The organism is Escherichia whittamii (genome assembly GCF_014836715.1).
In the GTDB taxonomy this organism is placed as follows: Bacteria; Pseudomonadota; Gammaproteobacteria; order Enterobacterales; family Enterobacteriaceae; genus Escherichia; species Escherichia whittamii.
The window spans coordinates 14,387-30,280 of sequence record NZ_JACSQI010000002.1; the positions used below are offsets into that span (position 1 = coordinate 14,387).

At 44.2% G+C, this 15,894-nt stretch carries 12 protein-coding genes; 5 read left to right on the top strand and 7 right to left on the bottom strand.

The features are described from left to right. Nucleotides 1–8 precede the first annotated feature (8 nt). The 4 genes from H9644_RS02825 to H9644_RS02840 are packed head-to-tail and all read right to left on the bottom strand — an operon-like array spanning nucleotide 9 to nucleotide 4,315. The gene (locus H9644_RS02825) at nucleotides 9–1,466 is read right to left on the bottom strand and encodes a heavy metal sensor histidine kinase (protein WP_191773051.1); all 1,458 of its coding nucleotides are present in this window, start codon (nucleotides 1,464–1,466) and stop codon (nucleotides 9–11) included. 15 nt (nucleotides 1,467–1,481) lie between these two features. Then, the gene (locus H9644_RS02830) at nucleotides 1,482–2,162 is read right to left on the bottom strand and encodes a heavy metal response regulator transcription factor (protein WP_191773054.1); all 681 of its coding nucleotides are present in this window, start codon (nucleotides 2,160–2,162) and stop codon (nucleotides 1,482–1,484) included. Between the two features lie 40 nt (nucleotides 2,163–2,202). Then, nucleotides 2,203–3,336 (bottom strand): alpha/beta hydrolase, encoded by a 1,134-nt coding sequence (locus H9644_RS02835; protein ID WP_191773057.1) that lies wholly within the window; start codon nucleotides 3,334–3,336, stop codon nucleotides 2,203–2,205. Nucleotides 3,337–3,382: 46 nt separating this feature from the next. Continuing rightward, a complete protein-coding gene (locus H9644_RS02840) occupies nucleotides 3,383–4,315 on the bottom strand; it encodes an AEC family transporter (RefSeq protein ID WP_191773060.1) in 933 nt (310 codons plus the stop codon). A 391-nt stretch (nucleotides 4,316–4,706) separates the two neighbouring features. On the opposite strand from H9644_RS02840, the gene H9644_RS02845 reads away from it, so the two are divergent. From H9644_RS02845 to H9644_RS02865, 5 genes are all read left to right on the top strand, one after another. Further along, nucleotides 4,707–5,714 (top strand): alpha/beta hydrolase, encoded by a 1,008-nt coding sequence (locus H9644_RS02845; RefSeq protein WP_404825845.1) that lies wholly within the window; start codon nucleotides 4,707–4,709, stop codon nucleotides 5,712–5,714. Between the two features lie 850 nt (nucleotides 5,715–6,564). Further along, entirely contained in the window at nucleotides 6,565–7,809 is a 1,245-nt protein-coding gene (locus H9644_RS02850; protein WP_124053351.1) for an ABC-three component system protein, read from the top strand. Further along, nucleotides 7,802–8,557 carry an ABC-three component system middle component 1 gene (locus H9644_RS02855; RefSeq protein WP_100757158.1) on the top strand — a complete coding sequence of 252 codons (756 nt, stop codon included), beginning with the start codon at nucleotides 7,802–7,804 and terminating at the stop codon, nucleotides 8,555–8,557. Before H9644_RS02850 ends, H9644_RS02855 begins: the two co-directional genes overlap by 8 nt. Next, nucleotides 8,523–10,850, top strand: coding sequence for an AAA family ATPase (locus tag H9644_RS02860; RefSeq protein WP_191773066.1), 2,328 nt, complete (start codon nucleotides 8,523–8,525; stop codon nucleotides 10,848–10,850). Before H9644_RS02855 ends, H9644_RS02860 begins: the two co-directional genes overlap by 35 nt. 366 nt (nucleotides 10,851–11,216) lie before the next feature. Next, a complete protein-coding gene (locus tag H9644_RS02865) occupies nucleotides 11,217–11,411 on the top strand; it encodes an MbcA/ParS/Xre antitoxin family protein (RefSeq protein WP_047668632.1) in 195 nt (64 codons plus the stop codon). A gap of 164 nt (nucleotides 11,412–11,575) precedes the next feature. Here H9644_RS02865 and H9644_RS02870 read toward each other — a convergent pair whose 3' ends face one another. Genes H9644_RS02870 through H9644_RS02880 form a run of 3 tightly spaced genes read right to left on the bottom strand, consistent with a single transcriptional unit; the run spans nucleotide 11,576 to nucleotide 15,863 of the window. Continuing rightward, nucleotides 11,576–12,010, bottom strand: a complete 435-nt coding sequence (locus H9644_RS02870; protein ID WP_077884466.1) for a hypothetical protein — start codon at nucleotides 12,008–12,010, stop codon at nucleotides 11,576–11,578. After that, on the bottom strand, nucleotides 12,010–14,376 hold the full coding sequence (locus H9644_RS02875) for a hypothetical protein (RefSeq protein WP_191773069.1): 2,367 nt from the start codon (nucleotides 14,374–14,376) through the stop codon (nucleotides 12,010–12,012). The genes H9644_RS02870 and H9644_RS02875 overlap by 1 nt, the downstream gene beginning before the upstream one ends. Further along, nucleotides 14,373–15,863, bottom strand: coding sequence for a site-specific integrase (locus H9644_RS02880; protein ID WP_375374241.1), 1,491 nt, complete (start codon nucleotides 15,861–15,863; stop codon nucleotides 14,373–14,375). Before H9644_RS02880 ends, H9644_RS02875 begins: the two co-directional genes overlap by 4 nt. Nucleotides 15,864–15,894: the final 31 nt, after the last annotated feature.

Sequence of the window (15,894 nt, forward strand, 5' to 3'; positions counted from 1 at the left end):
ACATGTCGTCAGGCTGACGCCTCGCTGACAATTTTGTCAGTTAACGTTGCTCCAGACTCAGTGCCTGAAGGCGAATTGCCCGCCGTTTTATTCGCTTGTATCGCAAACGTGAGGCCAAATGTATTGATGCCACCTTCACTACGGGCAAAGACATCTCCCCGGTGCATAATAGCGACGGCGCGCACAATCGACAGACCCAACCCATGATGGGCATCACTTCTTGCTCGGGAGGTGTCGATGCGATAAAACCGTTCAAAAAGCCGGTGTAAGTGCTCAGGTGCTATCGGATCGCCTGGATTGGAAACTTCAACACAGGCCTGATTATCCCTTTCGCTTAACCGGACGGTAATCGCGCTATTGGAGGGGGAATGTCTTGCGCTATTTTCCAGTAAATTGGCCAGTGAGCGATGGAACAGCCGTCGATCGATAAGCGCAATGACATCGCCTTCAACATCCAGCGAAAGCTGTTTTTCTGTAAAAGAAGGCTCGACATATTCTGCTGTCTTGAGGGTTTCTTCTCGCAAGGAGACTTGTTTAAGCTGAGAAGCCTGTTCTCCCGCGTGGGCATGAGACAGAAACAGCATGTCATTGACGATGGATGCCATACGTTCAAGCTCTTCCAGATTCGAGCCCAATAATTCTTCCAGTTCCTCATGAGAGCGTCGTCGTGACAGCCCCAGTTGCGTCTGGCCAATCAGGTTAGTCAGCGGCGTGCGGAGTTCATGAGCAACATCGGCATTAAAACTTTCGAGTTGCCGCCAGGCGATTTCCTGGCGCTCCAGCACGCCATTAAATGATGATGCCAGTTGCTGCAACTCCTCGGGCAAGGCTCTGGCGTCCAGTCGCTGACTATGGTCCCCAGGGGCGAGATGTTGCGCCTGCTTACTGAGCATACCAACCGGACGCAGGCCAATCTTTGAAACAACGTAGCCCAGCAGGGCGACAATCGCTACGCCCAGAGCCGCAATGATCAGCAGTGTCCGCGTAAAGGCATTGAGCGTTCCCATGTACGGCGTGGAATCAATGGCGACCACATAACGTAACTCAGGTCTTTCACCGTTTGCCGGGATCGTTTTCACTAACAAAAACAGTGAACATGCGCCCTCTGATGTGCCGGGCACTTTATTAAATCCCTCCCGTAAAGAAGACCACTGAACTCCCACCGGCGGCATTCCTCCCACGCTAAAACGCGGGTTATCGCTGACAATCCAGTAGCGAACACGCTCACCTTCGGAATTGGTTAATACGGTGAATTTATTGGCAAGCGTGGACCAACCATCGGCCGAGGTTCGCGCGGTGATCCACGGACTCATCAATGATTCCCTGAACAACAGTTCGTTGTGCATCTGTTTTTGCAAGGAATCATGCAAAGAGCTTCTGAGCAGGATACCAATAACGGAAACAATCAGCAGCGCGGATAAAGCAAACATCAGCGCCAGGTGGACAGAGATGGAACGCTTGAGCATGCTTATCCCCTTTATTCACTCAGGCCGGACTTCGAGGACGTACCCCATGCCGCGAACGGTATGAAGCAACTTAACATCGAATGGGGCATCAACTTTGGCGCGTAGACGTTTTATAGCGACTTCAACCACATTGGCATCACTATCAAAATTCATGTCCCAGACTTGTTCAGCAATCATCATCTTTGACAGAATCTCTCCCTGATGCCGGGCCAGAAGGCTCAACAGGGAAAACTCTTTCGCAGTTAGTTCCAATCTCGTTCCACGGCGAAATACCCTGCGCGCCAGTAAGTCGAGATGCAGATCCTGAATGTGCAGTTGGGTGATGTCTGCGCCATCAGTAGGGCGGCGACGCACCAACGCCTGAATACGCGCCACCAATTCAATGAGAGAAAAGGGTTTAGGGAGATAATCATCCGCGCCCATACGAAGCCCTTTGACACGTTCGTCGACCGAGCCCCGTGCTGACAACATCAGCACGGGGGTCTGTTTTCTGGCCCGGACGCCTTCCAGTACCTGATAACCATCCATTCCCGGTAGCATCACATCAAGAATTATCGCGTCGTAGTCTAATTCCAGTGCGTAATGAAGCCCTTCAGGACCATCGGCTGAAATATCAACGATGAACCCTGATTCTTTCAATGCACGACTGATATACGTCGAGGTTTTCTCTTCATCTTCTATAAGTAAAAGGCGCATAATATTTATCCCTCTCCATCAATGGTTTTAGGGTGCTGATTTATTTATCGAGTCCTTTATCGTGTAACCACGATGCAAGTATCCCGGCAATCTCCTGATTATTTTTTTCCGCCATCAGGAAATGAGAATTGCCTTTGATACCAATATCAGGAAGATGGACAAGGGTGGCATCTCCACCGTGACGATTGACTGTCATAACAAATTGCTTTGCCATTTCATATTCACTTCTCCATTTATCCGGGCCAACGGCAGTATCCGGTTTTTCAGCAATAAAATCGCCATAATAGATAACGATTGGGATTCGCGTGAGTTTGAGAAATTCGTTCATGGGAACACCCATCGCGGAAGCACTCAATGGTGCAAATGTCGTCTTCACCGGTACAGGCATCTCATTTTCCGGGAAGATAAAAGGTGTTCCGCCTGGCTCATAAGCAACAATGGCTTTTACATTGTCGGTATAAAAGGGCGTTCTCCAGCCAATAGTACCGCCCATCGAGTGAGTGATTAAAATACCCTGACCAATTTTTTCAAATAACTGTGCAAGTGTTTTCGCATTCAGGTCATTATCAAGTTCCCCTGAATAGGGATTCCAGGAACGCTGGAATGCTTCAATACTTGCAGGATTGTCAGGGAATTGCGAATTTTTAAATACGCCATGTTCATTGCCAACGCGGGACAACAGAAAAAACGTCTTGTCGGCATACATAGGATTGCCCGCCCAGGGATTTTTACCTGTATCATCTTTGGTTGATAAACCGGCTTCCCCCATACGGGGTTGATCAACGAGATAAACACTATAATTTTTTTTCAGAAAAATATTCTGAAATCCATCGCGTCCATCTGGTGTACTTTCCCATGTTCTTTTTGTTTGAGCACCGCCATGCTGGAAGACCAGCGGATATTTATGTGCATTTACCGGAATTTGGTAGAAGACATAAGCATGATCGCCATAAGCGGTTTGACCATCAGGGGAGAGAAAATTTTGTTCTGAAAATGTTCCTGAATGCTTGACTGTAGTGCCTCCCACAGCAAAGCTTCCCTGAGTTTGTAATACAATATGCGGTTCTGTACTTTGACTCTGAATGCTGTGCGTTGCGCAACCAGAAACGGCAAATATTAGTCCGGACAACAAGATATTACCGACCGTTTTTTTGAATAGAGTGTTATGGTTCATATATTATCTCTGATGTTTTATTATGGTTTAAAATAGCGTTCCTGGTTTATCCGATACCTGTCATCATTGCCACGAGAGGCATCGTAATAAGTGACACCAGTGTGGTTAATGTCGCACCTTTAAGAGCTAACGGATAAACTTTTTTATTTAACATCTGAGCTAATAAGGGAGTTCCTGCACCAGCTGGCGTTGCTACCGCAGCAAGCAGGACACCCAACAGTAGCCCATCGTTAATGAATAACTTCATTATTGATATAATAACAAGCGGAATGATGACCATTTTAAAAAAAGTGAATATCCATACTTTCACATCCTTAAAGGCAGATTTCCATTCGATGTCTAACAGGAATGAGCCTATCAGTAGCATTGAAACCGGGCCAGTTATTGCGCCCAGCATTTTTATTGGTTGTGCAATGATGTAAGGAATATGCACATTTGAAATATATAAAAGCAAAGCAAGAATACAGGCAACAATCCCCGGATTGATAACGTTTAACATATTTTTAAAGCTAAGAGTTTCAGCATTACCACTCTGGTCTTTCATGCAGTAATAACCATATGAAAAGAACAACAAGTTATATGGGAGTAAAAATACAGTGATATAAATCATGGCTTCGGCGCCATATAAAGAATAAATCATTGGGATCCCCATCATGGAAACATTAGTAAATGTTGTCATAACAGTAATCACACCATGGTATTCTCTTTCATAGCGTAAAATTCTTGCCAGCATACGACTGCAAATAATCAGTAAAATAAGCGTAGTGAATGCGGATGCAAGTACGATGGAAAGTTCCTTTCCGGAAATATGTGGCTGGTCAGTCGTAACACCGGAAAGTATAATGGCTGGCATCGCAAAGTTAAAAACAAGAGATGTGAGTTGGGGCGTATTTCCCTGTGTAATAACTCCCACTTTACGTGCTATAACGCCAATGCCAATAAGAAGAAAGAAAATAATAACTTGCTCAAGTGTCGCCATATTAATATCCTTGCCATGGTATATATAATAGTTATCAACTCAGAAGCTGCGAATTTTATTTGTCGAACTGTTATAAGTGACTTATTTTATACGGGGTATATCACAGCCGCTTAAGTCAGAATGAGTATAGCAACATATTTATGTTCATTTGAGAGAGCCTGACCGATAGGGTTAATCAGTCTGATTCATAAATCAGACCCGGGAAAGCGTATTTCAACCGTCGTCAACGGAAAACACGATGAGCTGGGGGTTTCCTGACAAAAATGTTATTTAGCGGTCATGATGCTGACAGCTTTTTCTCTCTACTCTGTGTCTGAATGTTCCATCTCGGTTGCCTCATGAACACGCATTTTTATCGGGAGAAACCATGAAATTGACACTTTTAAGTGCAATGCTGATGACGGCAGTCGTCGGTATCACTTCAGCAAATGCAGCAGATTACAAAAAGAACCCGTTTACTCTCGTCTATGACGGGGCTATCACCGAAAATGTCTCAGGCAAGGTCAATATCCATCCTGTGAAATATGATCTGCATGGCATTCAGATTGCAGCGAATGTGTATACACCTGCTAATTATGACCCTGCGAAAAAATATCCGGCAATAGTGGTGGCTCACCCTAATGGTGGCGTAAAAGAGCAGGTCGCCGGATTATATGCCCAACGCCTGGCTGAACACGGGTATATTACCATCGCCGCCGATGCTGCTTATCAAGGGGCCAGCGGAGGGCTGCCACGTAACGTAGACAAACCTGCGAATCGTATTGAAGATATCCACGGTATGGCTGATTTCATCAGCCAGTATCCCAGTGTTGATAGCACCCGTATTGGTTTGTTGGGGATTTGCGGGGGAGGAGGGTATTCACTTGTTGCTGCCGAGACGGACAAACGATTCAAATCGATTGCAACCATTAGCATGTTTAATTCAGGACTTGTACGGCGCAATGGTATGCAGGATTCACAGCTGGATACTATTCAGCAACGTCTTCAGCAGGCTTCAGATGCACGAGCTCAGGAAGTAGCCGGTGGCGAAGTGCTTTACTCCGGTGATGCCAACCTGACTGATGAACAGATCGCTAAATTACCTTTTGCGTTATATCGCCAGGGCTACGAGTACTACTGGAAAACCCACGCACATCCAAACTCAACGTTTAAATACACCACGAGCAGTCTGTTAGACTTGATGAACTTTGACGTGACGGACCAACCTCTGCTAATGATTGCCGGTTCAAAAGCGGATACGCTCTATATGACTAAAGATGCGTTCGCTAAAGCTACCGGTACGAAGGACAAAGAACTCTTCCTGATCGATGGTGCTACTCACATTGAGACATATTGGGTGCCTGAATACGTTGATCAGGCGACGCAAAAGTTACACGTTTTCTTCCATAAGAATATCTAGTTACCCTCCAGGGGATCCCCAGCCATACAGGCTGGGGGATAACCATCAGCTGTAGCTACTTAAAAAATCGAAAAAGAGCTCCAGCATCCTGGGGAATCAAGATTCTGACAGTAGGGTAGTAATTTGCTGACTCTACGAGGCGAGACGTGGGTGTAAAACGTTGCTTATCCAATTCAATTGACCATTTAACTTATGTTGAGCGAGAATCCAGTTCATAAACCACAGATGACATATCTCTTTGCTTTAAATGAATATTTTTAATAGAAAGATGAATTCACTTCCAGGTGGCTTCATGAACTAACAGGAAATTCGCCTCTTATGAGCATTTCTTGGCAGCTTGCTCTACTTCTGTTCATGAACCATTTCCCAATGTAATCGCATAACCAGGCCCATAAAGCTTTAGGGATTATCTGATTGCCTTCTTGAACAATTCATGAATTTTGGTAACATTTGGTTGCATCGATACTTAATCGGGACTAATGCCTCTGATGGCGGTAGCGTTCTCACGGCTGGCTAGGTGTATTGGTAGGGTAAGGTAGGGAAGCTTAAGCTAATGGAGTGTCTTTCTTAAGATTTAAGTCCATTTTGCATGAATGGTACCAACGATACCGAACACTCCAGAATGTTTGGCTGACCCTTTTTTTGACCCTACAGGTATGTTACATTCGGTGATATCATAGCGATATCGCTCAAGAGAATGCATAAAAATGACAATCAAGGAAGTTTTCATAACGCCGCTGGGCGCGTTCAACAAAAAATATAAACATCGGATACAGAAATTAAGATCATATTCTACTGAGTTAGAAGGTTACTTCTGACTCTGTCTCTAAATTTGCCTAGGACATATTGCATGTCGAAATCGGCTTCCTCCCATCCTCATACAGCTGCACCTACATGGAGTGGGTTTATTTATCAAGGGCATTTAGCGCTTTATCATTCCATAGAATGTGTGCTCAATAAAATGTCGTTTGAGTTGCAAATCGACAGCATTGATGATTTTTCGATAATTGAAAATGGAGTTGCAGTTTCTACGCATCAGGTAAAAGCGCTAGCAGATGATAAAAGAGCTGCCTATAGGGAGGCTCTCGAAAAAGCTGCATCTACATATATGTTGTGTGATAAGACTACCAAAAGATATTTTCATACATCTGCGCGCCTTGATGATGCTTCTGATTTTGTTGGCAGCAATGGGAATGTCGTTAAATTTTATACTTACGATGGACTGCCTTACTGCTATCTCCAAGATGTTGAAGAAAAAACGAAATCAAAAATTGAGAAGTACCTGGTTTCCGAAGAGTTACCTTGCAGTGATTTTTTAGTGAATTTGAAGTTCGAGGCTTTGCAGAGTCATATTGCCGCTCAAGTAATATATATACACGCGTGCAATCAGGATGGGTTAATGAGCGCCGCACAAGCCGCGTTTACTCAAACTTTAAAAAGTGAGAAGATTGTAGAGTTATTAAGCCTCACCGCTACCCATGAAGACGACATTGTATACAAAATGTTCCAAGCCAGGATGGCCGTTTGTAAATCATTGTATGGGTATACCAATACAATGGAAAAAACAGCAGATAGAACTGTTATTCAAAAAGTTGCAAATGTTTACGATCAGATTAAAGAGTTGGGTGATACTCCATTTATATGGTTGTGGAAGTCGTTATGTTTTGGATCTTCCACAATGGTCGTGAGTGAGAACAGTGTTTATGATTATGTGGATGTGATCTACGATATAGATAAAGCGCCACTGAGTGAGCAAAAGCCTCCTTACTATAGGTGCTCTGCCGGAGATTTTTATTTGCCAACAGCAATTTCGGCAGACAATGCTCGACGGGAGCATAGGTTTGCTGAAGATCTAATAGAGCAGCTGAAAAGCGATCCAGAGCTGATAGATATCTTAGTTGAATATCAATGGCTAATCGCAGCTAGAGCAAATATTTTTTCACCCGCTGAGCGATTTTGTGCAGCTACCGGAGCTTCGCGGGATGCTGTAGAAGATGAGTTTTCATTGATGGGTAAGGATCGTAACAAAATAACTAAAGCCTTTGATGCAAAAATAATTTCAAAGGAAGAGGCGAGGGTGAAGTTGAATGATTAAAGATATTGTTCTACAGGCTGCCTTGAAACATGAGTTTACTTTGTTTAATACAGGCGACTATTCTAAAGCAGATGACGTCACCATAGAGTATTCGGCAGGAGAAACTTTAGCTGGTCTTGAAGGTGTTGATTATAAGTCTTTGACTTATTTTAGTCAGGATAGTGGAGATAGGAAGCGATTCCTCGCTGTGGTTGAGTGTGAAAATATACCATCACCGCAGGTGCTGAATAAATTAGTGTTACTGTATGCTCCTGAAACATTCAAATCTGATCCTGCTTTCGATAAAAATACCGATCTGATTATTTTGCATAAATTAAGGCACCGAGCTGATTTTAATGGAATTGAGAGTAAGGTGTTTGGAATTGAAGAGAATCCATATTATTTTAAAAAATATTTTCTTTATTACAGCGAGGAAGAGCTTAGGTTGTTAGAAGGGCACAACTTCGAAAGCGTTTCAGCGATTGTTGTCGATGATAGGATGTTTGCAGAATATCGAGATCAACCACTATCGCCTACATTATATAGCGTCGCGGCGAGAATTTTTATAAAGCTTCCATTTGTAAAGGTTCCTGTTAAGGAAAGCTCACTAAAGCCGCTTGATATTTATGTAAAGGAAGCACTCGCCGAGAAAAAATTGACCGGTCTTCATCTCAAAATCTTTAATGCTTCTGCATCTGGGATTGAAGCAGACAAACTAATCGAGACTCTGATTCATGAAGAAATGGAAAATATCCAGCCTCAAGATTGAAAATTTCAAGCCATTTGAAAATACATCTATTGATTTTCGATCTGCCTCCATGATTACCTTGGATGGCCCCAATGGTTTTGGAAAAACTAGCATATTTGATGCGTTGGAGCTTTTGTTTACTGGCGTTATACAAAGAATTATCAATACAAATGATGCAACAGTTGCAAAACGTTCGCGCAAAAAACAATTTGAAGAAAACATATACTGGAATAGAAATAAAGAGGGCGACATCGCTATTAGAGCTGAGCTCATAAATCAAGATTCAGGAGAGTCAATTTTCCTAGCTCGTGTTGCTACCATAGCGGATTTATCGAACCCGGATAATAATGCACCTGATAACTTCTCTATTTTTAAGCTTTACGAAATAAGCAGTATAGACTCCGATAAGTTTGGAGAGAGTCTTGATTCTAAAGCACTAGAGAGTATTCTAGGAGAGAACTTCTTAAAAAATTTCTCTTTATTGAACTATCTTGAGCAAGGGCAGAATAGATACCTGTACTCGACGGATGCCACTGAAAGAAAAAAAGGCATTGAGCATCTTATTAATACCGATAAATTGACGAGACAGATATCATATTGCTCCGAGTTAGAAAGTATTATTACGGAATCTTATACGGGGAAAGTGCATACTGACCTCCAGGCTGAGTTGAATGAAAAAATTAAACAGCTTAGTGGTCAGTTTCAAGATGCCGAGAATTCCTTTGACTTCAAGCGGTTAAGTACCGCGACGCCGTCACCTGGTTGGGATGTTGAACAGCCTCTATCGGCTGTAAATGATACAGATATTGAAACTCTGATACGTGAATTACGGAATATATTTAGAATATATCAGAACTTTGATGAAGTTCTGACGAGAAAGGCTAATAGTAATATTGATGCGTTTTTAAAAAGAGAGGTCGATATAAAGTTGGCTCTTCAGTTGGGTTCTGAAGTAGCTGGATATGAAGGTCTGAAAGTAAAGGAGTCAACGCTAGTTGGGCTGGATCATGATCTTTTGATATTCAGAAAACCAGCTTCAGAGATAAATGAAGTAGACCTAAACGGTCTTAAGAACGCTGCTGATTTGGTTGGTGTAAATAGTCTCATTGAGGCACGGGATCTAATTAAATCTGATAGTGCAGCTAAGAACGCAAAGCTTGTAAATTTACTAAATGCTCATGCAGAGTTGCTGCGGCGACACCAAGAATGTGAAGATTTGGAAATTTCCGGTTGTCCATTCTGTGGGTTATCATGGGCGACTTACGCTGCGTTAGAGGAAGCCGCTGTAAATAATGCGGAAAGAATTCGATCTGAAATAGATGCTTCTGCCCAGAAGTTGGAGGAGACAGTAAGGTCAATACAGGACTTACTAAATTTACAGATAACAGCATTCACACAGCAGCGTGACCTAGTTGCAAAAGATTTCGATAGTGTGCTTTTTAAGGCTCTCACAGCAGCAGAATCTAAGTTCTCAATCATAAGTGAAGTGGCTTTGCAGTTGGTAAATTATGGCGTATCAAAAGATCTTAGTTTTACGGCTGATGATGCAGCTCTGCTGTTACGGTTTAATGAAGCAAAAGGGATTATTGCTACAGCTAAAAAACCAGAAAAGGATGTGCTCCCTTTAGACTGGTCATCTAGCTTAGAGATGGCTTTCTTGAACGCATCAGATATAACCTCACTTAGTGTTTCAGATTTTGAAAATAAAGAATCCTATCTCAGAGCCGCTCATTCTAAATTCAAAAGCGAAGAGTACAAGTCCAAAGTAGCGGAGCTTGATAAGCTCAGTTCTAGGATTGAAGCTGGCAAAAAAATAAAAGCAAAAATTGTTAATCTTAGGCGGCAATTGGACGACACTGCGAAACAGTATGCGAAAAAGACTATTGGTGATATAGAGCTGTTATTCCATATATATAGTGGAAGACTCATACAGAATTATCAGCGTGGGTTAGGTTTGTTTATAGTGAGCGGTAAAGGAGATATACTCAAATTCAATACTGCGCTGAAGTCTGATCATGATGCAATCCTGTCTATGAGTAGTGGGCAAATCGCATCATTAGGTTTGGCATTTTTCCTAACATTGAATAGGGTATATGCGCTTAATCCATTTATACTGATTGATGATCCAGTACAGTCAATGGATGAGATTAACATTGCTTCATTGAGTGATTTGTTACGGGTAGAGCTTTCAGATCGTCAGATTTTGTTGTCAAACCATGAGATGGAAGTGTCAACATATATACGGTATAAATTCAAGCGCGCAGGATTGTCTCAAGCATCTTTTTCTATGTTGCCAAGAAATATAACAGAATAAATGTGTTTTAGGGGGGCGCCTTACAATTAATTTTTTGAGGCGCACTTCTTAGTTGTTTGTTGCGCTTTGCCTAACCGAACTAATATCAGCCAGTAATAATATTTGGTCGAATTTGAACGAGTTTTTAACAGTTTGATTGGTATATTTATAAAGGCTCAACGAAGAGTATTGAACAGCTGGCGGCTGATCTGGATAAGCGTTTTAGTCCCGAGCAAAAAAACTGAACCCGGGGCACGTTATTGGGCAAAAATAGACGGGAACATCTGTATCTTTTACGTGACACCATTTTGCCGCCACAGACCAGCGCCCAATATGTTTTGGCCAGCGGCACTTTGAGCAGAATTCCCACAACTTCAGGTGTAAAACATGCTGACAAAAAATGATGTTATACAAAAGGCTATTGATCTTTTTGAAGGTAACGAAAGTGCAGCATTAAACTGGTGCAATGAACCAAACAGAGCATTACAGTGGAAAGCGTCCTCTGAGATAATGGACTCAGAAGAGGGGGCGTTGAAAGTTGCAATTCTCATTTTTCGAATAGATCAAGGCGTTTATTCATGATTTACGACCCATCTAATTTCTCCAACTAACGGTTGGAGAAATTTGGGAAGGTAAGCAATATGCAGAATAACGAAAAGAAATCGTCCATGCCCTTTGCCGAAAAATTACAATCAGCATTTCGCCGACAACCGGGAAACTGTCGGCGAAATATTCCTATGTCAGCATTATAACGACTTGTGTAACTCCCGAATTACATGTTTAGCCAACAGACTTTCCACCGGAATAACTGTATTGATTTTTACCGCTTTGACAATTTCTATCAACGACAGGGTATTCTGCGCCAGCTGGTCTCGCAGCTCACTGACTTCCGCCTGCAACTGTTGGTTTCTGGCCAGCAAGGCCTGACGGGTTTTGCGGTTGACGTATTGCTGTTTTTCTTTTGGGCGTAGATTCAATGGGCCAAGTTGCTGATCAACATAGGCAGCAATTAGGCGTTTTCGCTCAAGGCTGCTCAGCGTACTTAAACCACCGTTAACGATACCTTTTGCCTTGAGCCGAATATGCAGGGCCTTGGCGGAAATAGGGGACTTGTCAAAGCCTTCAACCAGCATCAGTTGTAATTCGTGCTCGATCAGTGTGTCCAGTTCCTTGCCGCGCATCAGTCGTTCTCCTGCATCAATTGTTGTTGTTCAAGTGCAAAAAGCTGGGCCAGTGTACGGACTTTGCCCTCGGTGATTACTCCACCAGACAACACACTCTCCGCAGCAACCAGTTGTTGAGTCTTGGCACGACGCTGCCATTGTGCTTGTATTGCCTCGAGTTGCTGTAACCGTCGTTCGATGTCGGCCAGTCTGGTTTGGTAGTCAGGCTGATGTTGTGTTAGTTGGGTCAACTTCGAATGTGCTTGCTGTAACACCTGTTTTTTGGCAATCAGATTGGGTAGCTCATCTATCCGGCCTGTCAGCGTGAAATGTTCACAAAAGGCAGCACTCTGACATTTCAGTCGATAAGGACATCCCCAGAGGTTAACTTCCCGCATACAGGAGCCAAATTTCAGCGGATACAGCACGGCATGTCTTGCCACCATGGCAGAGGCTTGCTCTGGTCCTTCTGCGTCGCGGATTTCTTCAAAGGCGGCAGCAACATCTTCAAAGAAGCCGTCAGCAAATGACGCCTCGACAAACTTGGCTACATCATCCCGATCGTCAAAAGTATGCAGGTTGGCTTTGATGGTATTGTCCAAAGTCATGTGTTTCGTGACCGCCAGTTGGCCGGTCCGTTTGACGATTTCCAGTGGCGTAGCAATGGAGGACGAAGAGGGCGCGGCAGTTAGTGCTGTCGATATCGGCTGCAAGGGCACCAACGAGGCTGCTTTTCGCCGTTCTGCAAGCGCCAGATGTTGATAGTGCTGATTCTGCGTGATGTCCACTCGCCCCATCAACATTGCCTGTAAGTGGTCAGAGATATCCGCAATAGCAAGAAAGGTATTAATGTTGTGCCGGGGAATGTGGGTACGCATCCGGGTGGGGGTACCATTCTCTTCCAGTAATTGATATTTGCTGAATACTGATCCATCAGGCTCAACATTGCCTAAAAATTTATTCATAAGTGTGTTAGTGAATGGTATCGGTATAGCCAGCAAAGCCAGTGTGCGCTTTAATGCCAGCGAACCCTTCTCATGTAGAAATAACAGGTCTTCGTAGTTAACTTCGTAACGTTTGCCATTTTCCATCCAGGCGTGCGTACAGGGTTCGTTGGCATCCGTCAGGCCAAATTCGGTCTTGATGTAATGATTAAGGTCAGTCTTGGAATAATAGATAGATTTGCTGTTTTTCGGCCCTGGCATTTCTAGAACGGGCAGCACACCTCGTTTGTTGAGGGCTTTGGATGTTTTGTCTCGTTGTCCTGCCCGGCCACGAAAACTTGAGGCGGTTTGTGTGATGTACGTCACCACATCATCCAGTTCAACTTGTTCACCGGGTAGGGCGCTGATGGCCTGTGGCAGGTAATCAGTAAAAGATTTCTCCCGTAGATAGGTCAGATGACTGCGTTTTGGTGCGGTCAATATTTTAACGGAACTGAATATACTCTCGACCAGCGGTACAGCCAGCGGTTCTACCCAATGCGTTCGCTCCCCAGCACCTTTGACACCAATATAACGGATACCAAGGAAATAATCGGGTAATCCCTTGTCCTGAAACCGCTTGCGGATTGCCGGATCATCAATCTGGCGTTTAAACAGCGCATCCTGTCTGAGATTAAACGCTTCAATGGAGCGAAAGCCGGTGATAACCAATAACAACAGGCAATTTAACGCAATTTTCTCAGCATCACTTTCCACCCGCTGGATTAATTCGACGATGTTCAGAAAACCGCGAATGGTAATCAACGCCTCTTCACCATCGGTAGTGGTATCTGTCAGCTTGTCCTGCTGTTTCAGAGCCATGGTTTCCCGGGCTTTGCGGGTCAGGTTGGTTTGATTGGTATATTGTGCATCAGACACATATTGCAGTGTCACCAGCGTGAATGACTGGTGATTAACCATTTTTTGCAGACTGACACAGCGTCCTTTGTAATTGGCGGTATTGGGATCCCCTGGAGACGAAGCTGCGCTGAGGCTATCCATTGACCGTTGAATTACCCCGGTGGTTAGATACACTGGGTGAGTTTGCCCGGACATCTCAAATAGCGAGTGGTACCAGCGCTTCAAAATCATCAGCGTTGCCACAGCCACCGCTGGGGATATGCTACGATTTCGCCTCCGATACACTAGTACCAGCAGGGCTTTCATAAACCGGGCATAGTCTTCTGCCACTGCATGGCGCCCCTCAATACCTTTGGTACGGCTGATTTCATCAAAGCGTAATTTATTTTTGCCATTACCACGTAACCAGCCACTACCATTGCTGCCGCAGACCCAGACAGGATCATCCCATGACTGCTCGAAGTCTGTCGCCAGATGCTGTTCAAACCAGCTTTGCTGCTCGGTGATAAAGGCGTGAAACTGCGCAAAATATTTTTTCATCGCACACCGCCTTTTTCCTGACGAAAGCGGCAACGGGCAATCACGGATTGAATTTCAAATTGTGTGGTTTCATGGATGGAAATAAGTGGATTGCGGGCGTTACCAACACTGTCTGAAATGGAGATCAATTCATCGACTTCTTTAACTACACTCTCCAGCACAGCCTGATGGTCACCATCAGTAAAGGGGCGATAATACAGGCAGCCGTAGCAGCAGCGTACTTCACTGAACGGGCAGTCGCCATTATCTCTGGAGCAACCACCAATCCCATCATGCAACTGATCACCGATTATGCCGACCACGCGCTGGCCTTGCCATTTCGTTGAAGAGGTCAGTTCACCAGTCAACATCATAGCTACCATATTTTGCCATACCGGATTGGTACCCAACGCTTTGGCTCGAATCAGTGCCAGCGCAGGTGTCGCCAAAATGTAATACTTGGCAACAGTAAGGGAGGTATGTCCCAGAATATGCGCGATTTCCTCGGCGCTGACCCCTTGCATAGCCAGTGAGTGCCCCACGTTGTGGCGCAAGTCGGTCGGCGTAATAATTGGTAGAGCCGCTTCGCCACGCGCTACGGCGGCCTGATAATCTGGCGGACTGAAACTAAGGATGACCTGGTTAATCGACCTGGACACATAAAACGGTGCAGAGTGACTAAATTCAAATAGCTTGCCATCAGGTTTTAGTTGCGCTCGCGCAATATAGTGCATGATCAACGCGCCGATTTCCGGCGGAATTGCCAAAAACAGACGCTCGGGCGTCACGCGCCGCTGCTTGGCATAGGGCAGAAGTACGCTGTATCGAATCAGTCCGGTTTCTGGATTTCGGGTATCAATGCGCAAATCTTTTGTCGCCAGCCTGGCTAGCTGAACAGGGCGGGCACCGGTGACATAAGTCAGTCCCAGAATAGCCGCATTTCGCAAAGTACTGAGACTGTAGTTTTCGCCATGCCGAATCGCCGCAGCCATTTCAAACAGTCCTGCACTGATCATGTTTTTTTCGAGTGGATCAAGGATATTATCGATTTCCTGATAGATGCCCCAGTCGCGGGAATGCGGATGAGGGATGAATTCAAGTTCTTCGTAATCGTCGATGGTGAAGCCGGGGAAGTCTTCGGCGCAGAGGATTTTTAGGCCGAATGATATTGAATAAAAGGTTCTGCGGTGGATAATGACTTTTTCCAGAAAACTGAGTAACACAGTGAAAGAAAAACCGCCATGACTTCTACAGTAATCAATAGCATATGTCCAATCAAGCAACAACAACGGAAGATGTGTTGGAAATCTTGTTGACGCATATTTGAAACAAAAATATTTAGTTAGTTGATTTGATACCTCATCCTGTTTAAAGCATAGGTAACGACGACTGCCAGAATAATCGAAAGTCCATTTATTTACTGCGTTGATGATATATCGGTCGTCAAATTCTCTTGCTGTTTTTAGATAAATTCGCTCAGGAATTTTTAGGTGACAGATAAAATTCATTAATTCAGAAGGATAGATTGATGCTCCATTA

What these genes read in the sequence shown, in the direction of transcription:
- H9644_RS02825 (WP_191773051.1), bottom strand. Translation starts at nt 1,466, where the DNA reads ATGCTCAAGCGTTCCATCTCTGTCCACCTGGCGCTGATGTTTGCTTTA.
- H9644_RS02830 (WP_191773054.1), bottom strand. Translation starts at nt 2,162, where the DNA reads ATGCGCCTTTTACTTATAGAAGATGAAGAGAAAACCTCGACGTATATC.
- H9644_RS02835 (WP_191773057.1), bottom strand. Translation starts at nt 3,336, where the DNA reads ATGAACCATAACACTCTATTCAAAAAAACGGTCGGTAATATCTTGTTG.
- H9644_RS02840 (WP_191773060.1), bottom strand. Translation starts at nt 4,315, where the DNA reads ATGGCGACACTTGAGCAAGTTATTATTTTCTTTCTTCTTATTGGCATT.
- H9644_RS02845 (WP_404825845.1), top strand. Translation starts at nt 4,707, where the DNA reads ATGCTGATGACGGCAGTCGTCGGTATCACTTCAGCAAATGCAGCAGAT.
- H9644_RS02850 (WP_124053351.1), top strand. Translation starts at nt 6,565, where the DNA reads ATGTCGAAATCGGCTTCCTCCCATCCTCATACAGCTGCACCTACATGG.
- H9644_RS02855 (WP_100757158.1), top strand. Translation starts at nt 7,802, where the DNA reads ATGATTAAAGATATTGTTCTACAGGCTGCCTTGAAACATGAGTTTACT.
- H9644_RS02860 (WP_191773066.1), top strand. Translation starts at nt 8,523, where the DNA reads ATGAAGAAATGGAAAATATCCAGCCTCAAGATTGAAAATTTCAAGCCA.
- H9644_RS02865 (WP_047668632.1), top strand. Translation starts at nt 11,217, where the DNA reads ATGCTGACAAAAAATGATGTTATACAAAAGGCTATTGATCTTTTTGAA.
- H9644_RS02870 (WP_077884466.1), bottom strand. Translation starts at nt 12,010, where the DNA reads ATGCGCGGCAAGGAACTGGACACACTGATCGAGCACGAATTACAACTG.
- H9644_RS02875 (WP_191773069.1), bottom strand. Translation starts at nt 14,376, where the DNA reads ATGAAAAAATATTTTGCGCAGTTTCACGCCTTTATCACCGAGCAGCAA.
- H9644_RS02880 (WP_375374241.1), bottom strand. Translation starts at nt 15,863, where the DNA reads ATGAATTTTATCTGTCACCTAAAAATTCCTGAGCGAATTTATCTAAAA.